This window comes from Vibrio sp. ABG19 (assembly GCF_029962385.1).
GTDB classification, from domain to species: Bacteria; Pseudomonadota; Gammaproteobacteria; order Enterobacterales; family Vibrionaceae; genus Vibrio; species Vibrio ostreae.
In genome coordinates this window covers 1,150,884-1,165,027 of sequence record NZ_CP071707.1, presented here as the reverse complement: position 1 = coordinate 1,165,027, position 14,144 = coordinate 1,150,884, and the positions used below count along the sequence as shown (strand labels likewise).

General features: G+C 49.8%; 10 protein-coding genes. 4 read left to right on the top strand and 6 right to left on the bottom strand.

Features of this window, described 5'->3' with window-relative positions:
* Positions 1-10: 10 nt before the first annotated feature.
* The 3 genes from cqsA to clcA form a co-directional block, all read right to left on the bottom strand.
* Positions 11-1,192 carry an alpha-hydroxyketone-type quorum-sensing autoinducer synthase gene (gene cqsA, locus J0X00_RS05265; protein WP_282477004.1) on the bottom strand — a complete coding sequence of 394 codons (1,182 nt, stop codon included), beginning with the start codon at positions 1,190-1,192 and terminating at the stop codon, positions 11-13.
* Positions 1,193-1,422: 230 nt separating this feature from the next.
* On the bottom strand, positions 1,423-2,406 hold the full coding sequence (locus tag J0X00_RS05260) for a TDT family transporter (protein ID WP_136485663.1): 984 nt from the start codon (positions 2,404-2,406) through the stop codon (positions 1,423-1,425).
* Positions 2,407-2,641: 235 nt separating this feature from the next.
* Positions 2,642-4,075 carry a H(+)/Cl(-) exchange transporter ClcA gene (gene clcA / locus J0X00_RS05255; protein ID WP_136485665.1) on the bottom strand — a complete coding sequence of 478 codons (1,434 nt, stop codon included), beginning with the start codon at positions 4,073-4,075 and terminating at the stop codon, positions 2,642-2,644.
* 696 nt (positions 4,076-4,771) lie between these two features.
* On the opposite strand from clcA, the gene J0X00_RS05250 reads away from it, so the two are divergent.
* Entirely contained in the window at positions 4,772-5,758 is a 987-nt protein-coding gene (locus J0X00_RS05250; protein ID WP_136485667.1) for a GTP-binding protein, read from the top strand.
* Positions 5,759-5,935: 177 nt separating this feature from the next.
* Here the strand turns inward: J0X00_RS05250 and ylqF are convergent, their stop codons facing one another.
* The 3 genes from ylqF to J0X00_RS05235 form a co-directional block, all read right to left on the bottom strand.
* Positions 5,936-6,880: a ribosome biogenesis GTPase YlqF gene (gene ylqF / locus J0X00_RS05245; protein ID WP_136485669.1), complete on the bottom strand. Its 945-nt coding sequence runs from the start codon at positions 6,878-6,880 to the stop codon at positions 5,936-5,938.
* Between the two features lie 439 nt (positions 6,881-7,319).
* Positions 7,320-8,582 (bottom strand): YeeE/YedE family protein, encoded by a 1,263-nt coding sequence (locus J0X00_RS05240; RefSeq protein ID WP_282476540.1) that lies wholly within the window; start codon positions 8,580-8,582, stop codon positions 7,320-7,322.
* A 331-nt stretch (positions 8,583-8,913) separates the two neighbouring features.
* A complete protein-coding gene (locus tag J0X00_RS05235) occupies positions 8,914-9,318 on the bottom strand; it encodes a nuclear transport factor 2 family protein (RefSeq protein ID WP_218561956.1) in 405 nt (134 codons plus the stop codon).
* 165 nt (positions 9,319-9,483) lie between these two features.
* On the opposite strand from J0X00_RS05235, the gene J0X00_RS05230 reads away from it, so the two are divergent.
* From J0X00_RS05230 to J0X00_RS05220, 3 genes are all read left to right on the top strand, one after another.
* Positions 9,484-10,668: an ABC transporter substrate-binding protein gene (locus J0X00_RS05230; RefSeq protein WP_282476539.1), complete on the top strand. Its 1,185-nt coding sequence runs from the start codon at positions 9,484-9,486 to the stop codon at positions 10,666-10,668.
* Between the two features lie 69 nt (positions 10,669-10,737).
* Positions 10,738-11,607: a branched-chain amino acid ABC transporter permease gene (locus tag J0X00_RS05225; RefSeq protein WP_282476538.1), complete on the top strand. Its 870-nt coding sequence runs from the start codon at positions 10,738-10,740 to the stop codon at positions 11,605-11,607.
* Positions 11,604-14,087 (top strand): branched-chain amino acid ABC transporter ATP-binding protein/permease, encoded by a 2,484-nt coding sequence (locus tag J0X00_RS05220; RefSeq protein WP_282476537.1) that lies wholly within the window; start codon positions 11,604-11,606, stop codon positions 14,085-14,087. Before J0X00_RS05225 ends, J0X00_RS05220 begins: the two co-directional genes overlap by 4 nt.
* Positions 14,088-14,144 lie beyond the last annotated feature (57 nt).

Here is a 14,144-nt window from a genome sequence, read left to right as displayed (position 1 = left end):
CAATTCCTGATTAATAGAAATAAACATCCCCGCTTTGTTGCGCCTGATGGCAGACAGACACGATTTTATCGATTTGCTGCTCGGTGACCGAACTGGTGACCGACAAACGGATAATGTTTCTGTTTTTGGCCGTTGCCGGCCGGCAAAATACCGCGCCAAAGATGCCATTTTGCTCCAGATAGTCACGCACTTTTTCCGTATTACGTTCATCTCCGGTTTCCAGCGCAATAATTTGTGACTGGCTGCGTGTCGTTATCCCGATATTATTCAGCGCCTGGTTTAGCATGCGGGCATTATTAAATAATTGCTCACGCTTTTTGTCGGCACTTTTTATCACGTCCAATGTAGCCTCAAGCGCCGCGATTTCATACGGCAGAATGGTCGAACTGAATATGGCCGGATAACCGACAAAAGGAATACACTGGTTCGCGCAATTGTTGGTCCAGATAACGCCGGCACGGTATGCGAACGTTTTTGCCAGGCTGGCAGTCATAAAATCGACCTGGGAAGAAAGGCCAAGCTCGGCAACTAATCCCGCTCCCTGAATACCGTGTGTGCCGATGGAATGCGATTCGTCGACCAGAATGGCGCACCCGGTTTCCTGCGCAATGGCTACGATATCCACCAAAGGCGCAACAGTGCCGAGGGTGCTGTAGACGGAGTCGACTGCGATCAGCCCTGGCCCGTTGCGCTGTATCAGCTTACGCAGATGATCGCAGTTATTATGCATAAACGGATGTAGGTTCGCACAGGCGTAACGGGCACCTTCCCACAGTGACATATGAGCAAAAAAATCGATGTAAACGTGGCTGTCTGGTGGGCAAATAGTTTGCAATAGCGCTGTGTTGGCGTTCCAGCCGGACTGCGACAACAGACATGAATCAAAATGGACATAATCTGCCAACTGTTGTTCAAGACTGGGTTTGGACACCTGGTCCTGGAGGAAAATGGCTGACATAAAAACACTGTCCTGTGTCTCATCGATAGCCTTTTTCAGCCGTGCTTTAATCAGAGGGTGGTTAGCCAGACTGAGATAATCATTGCTTTGCAATACAATATCTCCGTCGTGCGGCCTTGTTCCCAATACCAGATGTTTACCGTTCTGGTTGGGATGAATTAAATCTTCAATAAAGAACTCTAACCGACGCTGAATAAAATCAGGCAGGTAATGGATTTTGGCATTGGTGTTCATCATCAATATCCTTGTTATGTGAAAATAATGCCAGCTGACAAGAGATATATGGATGATATTTGCAGCGACGTCACCTACGTAAATTGATTATTTTGGAAGCGATGGCAAACTGAGTTATATTGAGTTGTCTATTAAGAAAGAAACCTTACACTCAGAGAGTGTAAGGTGATTGTTTTCCGTTTCGGGTACAGTGATTTGGCCCTGCCAGACGTAATGGTCGTGGTCATTTTTTACTTAGGTAGACCGTTATTTGATGTGTTGTTCTTCGGCGGGAATAATTCAGGCCAGTACATTCTAACGTAACCGATAGAAACCCATAAAACTAATCCGCTCGCCACACTCAGTTCAAATAACCCAAACTTATGCAGCCAATGCCAGTGTGGAAAGTCGTGTTGAAAAAAAGTCGTCAGGCGGTGCATCGCAATGGCACTGATGACGGAAGGGAAGGTGACCGCTGCGATGGACGGCTGAAATTTCAGTTTCAGCAGGCGGAAGTAACATAAATAGATCAGCAGAGTCATCGTAATTGCTATCCCCGCCAATGCGCCGGTCAGAATAGGATCCGGATGGGGAAAGTTCACCAGATAACTCGCCAGCGTCAGGTTGATCGGTGCCGCCATAATGGCCAGTGTTGGCCGGGCGCGCCGCGGCAGCATGCCTTCAAACACCAGTCGGTACAATACCAATGGCAACATGAAGAAATAGATCCCAATACAGACCGACACCAGGGTTTCGGAAAACAGAGTATGACCGAACTGGGTTCCAGCCAGGGAACTGCTTATCAGACCAACCGGATAGAGAAACCAGCTCGGCACAATGTGCGACATTCTGAAATTGAGCAGTTGGAAGCTGAAAAACAGCACCATCATGGTCAGGTGCAGTAGCAATGCAATAGCCCAGATAGGATAGGCGATCAGCGGTGAAATCAATGCCAGATAATCGCACAGAATCAACAGCGCCATACTCATAGGTGCCATCAGGCTGCCGGAAAGCGGATCGCGGATATCGCGCATGAATGTCGAATAACTGGTCAGGTATCGCGCCAGTACCGGCAGCAACAGAATGGCACCGGCAACTACCATGTAGGGGCGTAATACTGAGCCGATTTGTGGCAGATACAAATCCCATGCCTGGCCAAGCCCTATAAGTCCTAATGCCAGGGCCGCTTGGGAAGGAGGAACACTTTGTACCTGAATCAGCCTTTTCCAGTTCAACGCCAGACTCCGTTTAATTAAGGTCAAGTTGCAGCGAACGAGGAAGGAATGAAAAAATCGCCGCACAGCAAAGATTTAATGCGCGGCGATTCTATCAATTTTTAGCAATCAGTGTGTAACAATAGATGTATAACTGTCACAAAACCGTGAACAAGTAGCAATGAGTGGCATTATTACCCGAACCAATTTTTGTCTGAACCACTTTTATCTGAAAGCATTTAGTCATAGTCGTATATCAGGCTGATTCTGTGGCGGCTTCTTTTACCGGAGTTGCTTGTTGTGGTGGTAAGTCTTGCTGACGTAGTTTGTCGTTTTTCAGTGTGCGGTGCAGCAGTTGGCTGTAAATTGGCTGTCCGCCAAATAGCTGTGCGAAGGTACCTGCACCCAGACAAGTAATGATTAGTGGCAAAATCAGGTAGTAGTTATTGGTCATTTCAATCACCAGCAGGATACCAGTGATCGGTGCCCGCACCGTTGCTGCGAACAGCGCACCCATACCAGCAATCGCAAACATACCTGGCTCAATCCCAAGTTCCGGCAGCATGCTTTGCACGATAAGACCGAACGCATAACCGAACAGTGTACCCAGTGCTAGCATCGGCGCGAAGATACCGCCCGGAGCGCCGGAGCCGAAACAGATCAAAGTGGTCAGAATACGGCCCAGGAACAACAATAACAGCAGGCCAGCACCGTAACCGCCGTTAGTAATGGTCGGGATGAGTGCAATACCTCCGCCGGTCAGTTCAGGAATATACAGCAGAGTTAACCCAAAACATCCGCCAAGCAGTGAGCCGGTAATCAAATAGCGACTACGGGTATTTTTATGAATTTTAACAAAAATATCCTGGGCTGTGGTGATCAGCTTATTGAACAGCACACCAAAAATGCCAAACAGAACACCAAGTAGTAAAAACAAACCTAACAAAGGTAAGTCCGGTGCGTGGTATTGCGGCATGGTGATCACGGCATCCTGGCTGTTGACGCTGCGAAAGACAATGTTGGCTGCGACCGACGAAATAATGACCGCACGCACGGATATCAGGGTATAGCGAAATTGCGGACGCATCTCTTCCATCACAAACATAATGCCAGCTAAAGGTGCGTTAAATGCCGCGGACAGACCACCGGCTGCGCCGGAAGCCAGCAGAGAATGGCGCGTATCGTCATTTTTGATGCGGAAAATGTCCGACACCATGCGACCGATGCAGCCACCCATCTGCACAGTTGGCCCTTCACGGCCAAGAACCATACCTGAACCCAGCGCGCCCATACCACCAAAGAACTTGACCGGCAGCACTCGCCACCAGCGTACAGGGCGCATGCCATCCATCGCACCTTCGATTTCCGGGATACCAGAGCCGGCAGCTTCCGGAGCAAAACGGTGCACGAGAAAATAGCCGATAAAGGCCAGGGCAGCACTGATCAAAAAGGCGGCCAGCCACAACGGCAACATGTTACCAATTTCACTGCGCAGCCAGTCGGTACGGGTTTCCGAGACAAAATGAACCGCTTGTTCGAAATAAGTACCGACGATGCCTGAAAGAATACCAACGATAAGGGAGAGGAACAGGACGGAAGCGGGGGTTTTTTCTTTAGAGAGAAATTGATTAATTGCATCTTTTGGAACTTTGGAAAGTAAACTGTACTTCAACTTCTCACTCTTCGTCATGAAAATAAGGCCTCAAGGGTTGGGAATTCAGGGGGTGGCCTTGAATTATACTCGCCACATCATTCAACTATAGCGACAAGAATGCAATATTGATTTTCATATATGATTGATTTCGCTAAAATTCTAAAAACCATGCAATGATCATCAAAAATATGCGAAAAAACTTGTCTTTTCAGAGTAATGAACCATATTTAAAGAGTAAGGCAGATTTGATTATTTCGAAATGGAGGAATTGAAAGGCCTTACCTACAATTTGGATGGATTCAAAAAGTACTTCAAATCAAATGTCCTCGCCAATGGTCAGTTTGGTACACAGAACAGACTGACTCGCAGACTCACGATTGAGTTCCGGGGAAAAGAGGCGCGCTATAGTCAGTGCGCCTTTTGCTATTTACGGTGTCTGTTTCTATCTGACTCGTCGGTTTCTATTACGGTATCTGTTTCTGGTTATTTCATTAGTACCTGAATTTTTTTGCCGCTTGCTATTCACTCTGTTTGTCTGTTTTATCTATGCACAGTCGCCAGCCTGCATGAGAAATATTGATAAGGTGTATCAATATTTTGTTTTGATGTCGAAAATTGAGTGGATATAAAAAGCGCGGCTAACTCGTTTATCTAGCAATAGTTTTTATCTCGTAATAGTTTTTTACTCGCAGCTGGTTTGAACGTTATACTATTACAAAAGGGAGTATAACCATGACTGCAAAAGTTCCGACCAACATAATTACCGGGTTTCTCGGTGTAGGTAAAACCACCAGCATACTTAACCTGCTTCGTACTAAACCCAGCGATGAAAAGTGGGCGGTACTGGTTAACGAGTTTGGTGAAATTGGTATCGACGGTGCCATGATGTCCGAGCAAGGGGCGCTGATAAAAGAAGTGCCGGGCGGCTGCATGTGTTGCACTGCCGGTGTGCCAATGTCCGTGGGAATCAACGCACTGCTGCGGCAAAAGCCGGATCGTTTGCTGATTGAACCGACCGGGCTCGGCCACCCGAAACAAGTGATTGCCACTCTGACGTCCGAGCAGTATCTGCCATATGTGGATTTGAAAGCGACGATTGCGCTGGTTGACCCGCGCAATCTGCGTAACGAAAAATACATTAGCAACCAGAACTTTAATGATCAGCTTGGCAGCGCCGAGGTGATCATTGGTAATAAAGTTGATGAATGCGATGTGGATGATATCGATGCGTTTAACGATTGGGTTACCGACCAGTCTCCGTCCAAAATCTTCCATAAGTTGGTATCGCGCGGGCAACTGCCGCTGGAAATACTGGATATTGAACGTTTGGTGCCGGAGCAAGTGGACGCGCGTGATGCCCATCATCACCATCACGCAGAGATGGAGCCACAGTTTGAACTGGATCCGAAGCAACCTTATGTACGCCGTGAAAATCAGGGGCAGGGCTATTTCAGTTGTGGCTGGCTGTTTGGCGCTGAATTTGCGTTTGGCTTTGATGAGCTGTTCTCTCTGTTCAGCGATCTTAAAGCGGAACGGATTAAGGCTGTGGTGAATACAGACCGTGGCTGCTATGCGTTCAATGTGTCTCAGGGTGTGGTTTCCGTCAATGAAATGAGCCTGGAAGGTTTTGAGTCGCGGATTGAATTGATTGATTCACAGCTGATGCCCTGGCAACAACTGGAAGATATTTTGGTGAAATTGGCGGGAATTAATCGCTAATGGGGAGATCTTCAGGAGTGAATGAGTTTTTAGCTTCCTGGCTGTGAACTGAATCAGTCTGTCAATCTCATTGATACCAATACGAAAAGGGCGCTTAGATAGCGCCCTTTGTCTTACAAAGTCAGTGTCATAAAAAGTCAGTCACAGGGATGGATAGCGCCATCTCTGCATGCGCGCTTAACGTTTGTTACGTAGGTAACGCTTGCGACGCTCTTCTTTGCGCTTTGCTTTCTCTTCTGCTTTACGAGCTTCTTCGATTTCAACCTCAATCAGCTCTTGCGTGATCATTTCCGGTAATTCGAGCGTGATTTGGCCAATCACTCCCTGGCGAAGTTCATGCAGCAGAATTTCTGATGCTTTATGCAGGTCAACGCGGCCACCGGCACGCAAGGCGCCACGCTTACGGCCAATCGCTTCCATCCATTCAACATCTGACTCAGGCGACTCATCGATTTGGTAACGCTCTTTGAGTTTTTCCGGATAGTGAGCGGCGAGATACTCCACCGTATAGAACGCCACTTCGTCATATTCCATCGCGGTATCTTTCACTGCACCTGTTGCGGCAAGGCGGAAACCGCTGTGCGGGTTTTCAACTTTTGGCCACAGAATTCCCGGAGTATCAGACAGTACGACGCCATTTTGCAGGTTGATACGCTGCTGACGGCGGGTTACCGCAGGCTGGTTACCCGTTTGCGCAATCACACGTCCGGCCAGGGTATTGATGATGGTGGACTTACCCACGTTGGGGATGCCCATGATCATGGTACGAATGTTCTTGCCGATCTCTTCACGGTGCGGTGCCAGCTTACGGCACAATTCAAGAATTTTATGCACTTCCTGCACGTTGGAGGTGGTGACCGCCATGGCTTTAACGCCTTGCTCTTTTTCCAGATGCTCAATCCAAAGTTGCGTCATTTCCGGGTCGGCCAGATCGCGTTTGTTAAGCACTTTAACGACCGGTTTATCACCACGCAGACGTGAAATCACCGGGTTCTCACTACTGAACGGGATACGTGCGTCCAGTACCTCGATGATGACGTCTACCTGAGGGATCGCTTCTTCGATTTCCTTGCTTGCTTTATGCATGTGGCCAGGAAACCATTGGATATTGTTGTTAACCATTTGAAGATATTGCCTTTTAATTTAATGGTTTTGTCTGTGGTAAAAAGCTGGAAATAACAGACGATTGGATGAGAATCGCAGGCCTGCCAAAAGAACAACCTGTGCTTACCCGCCGCCACAGCACGTTTTAATCTGGCAATATTACCACTTAATTGACCCTGCTGGAATCCGCTCTCCGCTTATGGGCGAGACTGTGATGACATTTGAGCGGTTTAGCATAGAGTGACTTTGTTCAAGCATCGACTTCGTCTTGTTTTAAGACACATTGAGCCGCGTGAAATTGAAACACGCTTTGACAAAGCCCAATCTGCCCAGGCAAAAATAAAAACGCCGCGTGGGATACGCGGCGTTAAAGGAGTTTTGGCTAATCTCTAAATTCTTCTCATCACCTAGCTTTGCCAAATAACTAGATGGGAACTGGATTAGCGGCGCGGAACAATCAGCACTGTTTTAAAACAACGGCTTGCAGACGGTTGCCCAGCACGCCACCGATCAACAGTACAATCAGGAAAACCCAGCCTGAAAGAGAGAAGTTGACGATAGGCGTAAATAACGCGCCGACGTTACAGCCATTGGCAAAACGGGTACCAAAGCCCATCAGCAGGCCACCCAGTGCAAATAACGCATAGTGGCGAACGGAGTAATTGGTTTTCAGTGACAGGGAAAATTTACCCACAAACAGCACTGCAACTAAAGTACCGATCATGATCGCCAGGTTCTGCACGCTGACGCCGTGTTCGAGAAACGGCAGGTTAAACAGCGCTTCCGGACGGTGAGTAAACGCAGCAATATCCGCTGAACTGACACCAAACACCATCAGCAGTTTACCAAACCAGATACCGAATGGCGTTGACGCCCCCCAGCCAGATCCGGTTGAGACCATCATGACACCAAACACCAGTGCGATAACCAGAGCAGAGGTATTCATTTGCCAAACATTACCTAACCAGCGCTGGTAGTTTTCTTTGCTGAAAAGCGTCGCGTTAGTGCTTGGTTTTGGCTGTTGCGCGCTCTGTTCACGCAGCATTTCACCGTCTACACCATAGAAGGTACCGGCTTGCTCACGGCGCGCCTGATATTTACGCGCAGCCAGAATCACGATTGAAGCAAAAACAATGGTTACGACTACTGACATAAAGTAGCCATTCAGCGGATCCCAACTGAACAGATCTGGCAGGAATACCCCTTTACCGGCGTAGCTCTGGCTCGATATTACGGTGTGTGTAATCCATTCCTGAGTGGATTGCAGCGGGAATCCGAAGAAAACACCAGCACCGAAAAACAGCAGGGTAATCAGTGCGCGAGGGATGTCACCGACCATCTCGACCATTACCCCAGTGGCGCAGCAACTTGATAAGCTCATGCCAGCGCCGAACATGACGCCGCCAACCAGCAGACCGATGTTGATTGGGTTAACCCAGAGGCGGTAGTCGCCAGCATCAGCATTAAACAGAATGCCTGCGTTGACCACAGCGGTAACCACAAACATAAACATCAGCGTTTGCAAAAGCTGGGTTGAGCCGCGGCGATAAGCACGATTGACACTGCCCGCAAACCCCAGTGAACCTTTGGTCAGGGCGAAGCCCAGCGCCAGACCCATGAGCAGGCGCATAAACAGCGATGCGTCTTTAAGCAGAGTTGCGCCAAGCAGCAGAGCTACGAAGGCAATCGCTGCTCCCCACCATGCTTGTACTTTATTCATATGTAAAACCTTACTTACCAACAAGTTGGAAATTGGAACAGAAAAGGCACGTAGACTAACATGGCGTGGTTTTGTGACGCAGGTCAATAATTAGAATGAATCGTTATAAGATAAACGATGATTAATATTAATAGGATTGTTACTATCTTGTCGCAGCAATTTCCCCAACTGACCGGGCGCAGTCGTCAGGCCTGCATGGTCAGCGGACAGCGGCAAGTGGTCATGGTAGACACTTCATCCTGATAACAAAATAGAGAGCAGAACCTGGTGTTCTGCTCTCTGTCTGCTCTTGTTCCTGACTCGTTTATTGTTAAGTGACCTCTCCGTGAGTTCAAACCTGCTCGCGGTTGATCTCCGGCGTTAAGATCCACTCCGCGCTGTCATTAAGCACATCCATCTTGGTGATTTTACCATTCTTCACCTCAAAGCGGTCAGTATAGCGGTTGCCATTAAAGTGGCGGCCATCCGGCCATTGTCCGTACAGATAACCAATCGAATAGACGACGCAGTGATCGGCTTTCTGCACCGCGTCATACTGCACAATATCTTTCTTTATCCATTGATAGCGCTGTTGATTGAAGGCGGTGATGGCCTGTGCGTTGGCCATTTCTCTGCGCCCGGTAAAAGTGATCTTGACCTGCTCATCCATAAAAGTAGCGGCGGTTTCCGGATCCGGCTTCATTGAGGCCTCCAAAAACTGGCTGACGATTTCTACTGCTTTGTCTGTTTCTGACATGGCGTCTCTCCTTGGTTGGTTATTAATGGTGCAAACGAATCTGATTTGGATCTTTTTTGTGCAGATTTCTTGGCAAATTCCACGAAATTCGGTACTTTTCGTCTGGCACTCAAATTGCTAGCAATAATTATGCAATGGCTAGCAATTAATGAAAAGAGGGATCTTATGAAACGTTCAACAATCAACAAACTGGTTAAACACGGACTTTCGATGGGTGTCACGGCAGCACTGTCCATGAGTACGTTGGCTGCATATGCTGCCGAACCGATCAAGGTCGGATTGGTCGCGGCGCTGTCAGGCCAGTCTGCCAAATCGGGTGAAGCGATTACCCGAGGTTTGGTGATCGCTATTGATGAAATTAATCAGGCGGGCGGGGTGTTGGGGCGCCCGCTGGAACTGGTGCGGCGTGATGATGAAAGTAATCCGTCGAAAGGGTTGCTGGCAGCCCGCGAGCTGATTCAAAAAGAAGATGTCGCTGTGCTGTTTGGCGGTTTGGATACGCCGGTTTCCCTTGCCATCGTGCCCGTTGCTAACCGAATGAAAATGCCGTTTATGGGGGTTTGGGCGGCGGGTACGCCTATCACCCAGAATGGCGCCAAAGAAAATTATGTATTCCGTGTTTCGGCGGTGGATGAAGTGGTTGATGAAGCGCTGGTGCAATATGGCATTGACAACTATGCCATGAAAAAGCCGGGTATGTTGCTGATTAATAACCCTTGGGGAGAGTCAAACGAGAAGGGATTCCGCAAGGCATTGCTGGCGCGCGGTCTGGAATACAGCGGGATAGAACGTATTGAGTCTGGTGATGTTGACTTAGTGCCACAACTCACCCGGCTGAAAGAAAAAGGCACCGATACCTTGCTGATGGTGGCTAACGTAGCACCTTCAGCACAAGTGGTGAAATCACTCGAGCGTATGGGGTGGGATGTACCTGTTGTTTCTCACTGGGGGCCGGCGGGCGGCCGGTTTGGTGAGCTGGCCGGACCGACGGCGGATCGGGTGCATTTTATTCAGACCTTTACGTTTACCGATACTCAATCGGGGAAAGGCGGTGAAGTGTTTGGCAAATTGCAGGCGAAATTCCCAGAAATCAAAAGTGTGGCTGATGTGACACCGGCCGTGGGCATTGCCAATGCGTACGATGCGATGCATTTGACCGCGCTGGCGATACAAAATGCAGGTTCTACTCAAGGCAGTGCCATTCGTGACGGTTTCTATCGTATCGATGATTATCAGGGCTTGATTAAAGATTTTAAACGGCCTTTCACCGAAACCCAACATGATGCGATAGGTGCCAAAGATTATGTTTTCACTCATTTCGTCAATGACCAAATCGTACCGGTTCAGTAACTCGCACTGAACGGTAGTCAGTCAATACAAATATTTGGTCAGTCAATACGGATAGGAGAGCGTTACATCATGTTAACCGCTGCCATTATTACCGGGCTGGGTCTGGGGAGCATGTATGCTCTCCTTGCCCTCGGGTTTCATATTACTTATATCGTCAGCAAAACCGTTAATTTCTCCCAGGGCAGTGCCATGATGCTCGGGGCGGTGCTGGCTTACTCTTTTTGCATCACGTGGGGCATGCCTTACTGGGTTGCCTTCTGTGTCACTTTGCTGCTCAGTGCGTTATATGGCTTAGCGATAGAGCGCTTTCTGGTACGCCCGTTTGCCAATAAAGGCTCTGATGCCTGGCTGATGGCAACGGTTGCGGGAGGGATCTTAATCGATAATGCGGTGTTGTTTACTTTCGGTAAAGAGCCGCGTCAGTTTAGCAACGAATTTGCTACCACCAGTGTCGACTTGTTCGGCAGCGGAGTGTATGCACTGCAGGTCATGATTCCCGTAGTCGGTGTGATTATCGCGCTGTTACTGGCAATGCTGGTGCGTCGTACCCGTTTAGGAAAGGTGCTGCTGGCCTGTGTACAGAATCCGGATTCGGCCCGTCTGATGGGCATCAATGTCAGTCGTGTTGTCGCAGTCAGTTTTGCCATGTCGACGGTGCTCGCTGCGATCGCCGGTATTCTGATCGCGCCACTGTTTGCGGTGCATTCGGATATGGGCACGCTGTTCGGACTCAAAGCCTTTGCGGTCGCCATTCTGGGGGGTATCACCAGTGCGTCCGGCGTGTTCAGTGCCGGGCTGATTTTTGGTTTAGCGGAGGCGATAGTCACCGTTTATTTTGGCTCCGCGTTCACTCAGATCATTACCTTCTCCCTGGTCATATTGGCATTAGCGGTCAAACCTAATGGCCTGTTCGTTAAAGGACAGGAGGTGAAAGTATGAGTATCACTCAGTCAAAATCCTGGTTGTGGATTACGCTTTTTACCCTGGCAGGTTCCGTGCTCTGTTTTCTGCTCGACAGTTATTCGTTACTGGTGTTTACCCTCTGTGCTATCACGGCACTGGTTGGCGTTGGTCTTAACATCCTGATGGGGATGAGTGGCCAGATAAGTTTTGGCCATATCGCTTTTTATGCGATTGGCGCTTATGTCAGCGGGTTGTTGCTGTTGAATGGCGTTCCTTTCGGGCTGGCCGTTGTGGCTGCCGCGCTGGTGTGCGGCGCCGTGGGTGGTCTGTTGGCTATCCCGGCCATGCGGGTTAGCGGGCCTTATCTGGCAATGGTGACCATCGCCTTCTCTTTCGTCGTCCATCACGGCTTGATGGAGTGGCGTGACGTAACTGGTGGTGCCAATGGGTTGATGGGGATCCCGATGCCGGAATTGGGCGAATTGGAACCGGAACGTCTGCTTGCGCTTATCGGTATGATGAGCCTCGGCGCGGCGCTAATTATGTATCAGCAGGTCTATTACAGTGGCTGGGGCAAAGCAATGCGTGCGGTAAAATCGAGTCCGGTTGCAGCGCGTTCACTCGGATTTAATCCACTGCATACACAAACCCTGGCTTTTGCTTTATCAGCGGCGTTTGCGGGGCTTGCCGGTGCAATGATCCCGCCACTGATGATGTACATCAGCCCAAGCACGTTTCCGTTTACTCAGTCGATTTTGTTTGTGCTGGTGGTGATCCTGGGCGGAACAGGCACATTATGGGGACCGGTTCTGGGAGCAACAGTGGTAGTTTTATTGCCTGAGCTGCTGGCGCCGCTGGCGGAATACCGCCTGCTGATTTTTGCGGTATTGCTGCTCGCCGTGCTGTGGGGCGCTCCGCGCGGCCTGATCGGCGAAATGACCACACGATTGCGTAAAACGAGCATTGAGTTACCGCCCAAATCGGTCAACCGGCATCTGATTGCGACGTTTTACGATCGTGCGGATAACGGCCTCAGTGCACTAAAGGTCGACAATATCGGTATTACTTTTGGTGGTGTGGTCGCAGCGCAAGGGGTCAGTTTTGAAGCGCCGCTTGGCAAAGTGACCAGTATTATCGGCCCTAACGGGGCGGGTAAAACCACGGTGCTGAATATGATTAGTGGTTTTTATACCCCGGATCAGGGCAGGGTCAGCCTGAATGAAGAGCTTGTTGGCCTTAATGCTCATAGTATCGCCCGCTGCGGCATTTCACGCACCTATCAGACCAGCCAGTTGTTTGATGATATGTCAGTACTGGAAAATCTGTTGGCGGCGATGCAGCAAGGCAGTATCGGCCATCCGTTTTACGCCCGGCAGCCAGGACAGCGTGAACTGGCGCTGAATCTGCTGGCACTGGTCGGTTATCAGGGGGCCATCAATACTCCCGCGCAGGACTTACCCCATGTCGACCGTCGTCTGGTCGAGATAGCGCGTTCGCTGGCCACCTGTCCGTGGGTTTTGTTGCTGGATGAGCCAGCGGCAGGTCTGAGCCGTGAGGATACAGACAAGTTAGCCGGATTAATCAAGACCATCGCCGGATTTGGTATTGCGGTCATTCTGGTTGAGCATGATATGAAACTGGTGATGGGTGTCAGTGATCAGGTGCTGGTGCTGGATGCCGGTAAACCGATCGCTCTGGGTGAACCACTACAGATTCAACAGGATCCGGCGGTCATTGCTGCCTATCTGGGCGCGACCAGTTATAACGCCCCGCCACGGGCCAAGCAGTGGACTGCTGCCAAACAGTCAGTCCTGTTTACCAAACAACTGACCATAGACTACGGGGCGTCCCCTGTGGTGCATGAGGTTGATATTGAGGTTAATCCGGGCGAATGTGTCGCCATTTTAGGGGCCAATGGTGCCGGGAAAAGCAGCATCCTGCGCTGCCTGGCGGGGCTTAAGAAGCCCGCCAGCGGGACGATTGGCCTTGATGACAGCTACATCCATCACATGAATGCTGATCAGATTGCCGAACGTGGCCTGGCTTTGGTTCCCGAAGGGCGTCAGCTATTCGGTGATCTGTCTGTCAGAGACAACCTGCTGCTCGGCGCGTATTCACGTCAGGATGATGTCGATGAGGTAAACGAAATTGAAGCGATTTTACAGCGCTTTCCGCGCCTGCGCGATCGGATAGAGAGTCAGGCCGGACTGCTGTCTGGCGGAGAGCAGCAAATGGTCGCGGTCGGACGGGCGTTAATGGCCAAACCACGCATCCTGTTACTGGATGAACCGTCGCTTGGCCTTGCCCCTTCGATGATTGCTGAGCTCTATGATGCCTTGGCACAGCTCAGAGACGACGGCGTGACCATACTGCTCGTCGATCAAATGGCCAATCTTGCGCTGCAGGTTGCTGATCGGGCTTATGTACTCGAAACCGGCAAGATAGTGCAGGCAGGTACGGCACAACAATTATTAGCCGATTCGGAGTTAGAAAAAGCCTATATGGGAGCAAGTTAATGCAAGCAGATACCGTAGTGATAAATTGTCGTTTAGAAGGGCAGTCAACGCTTAGCT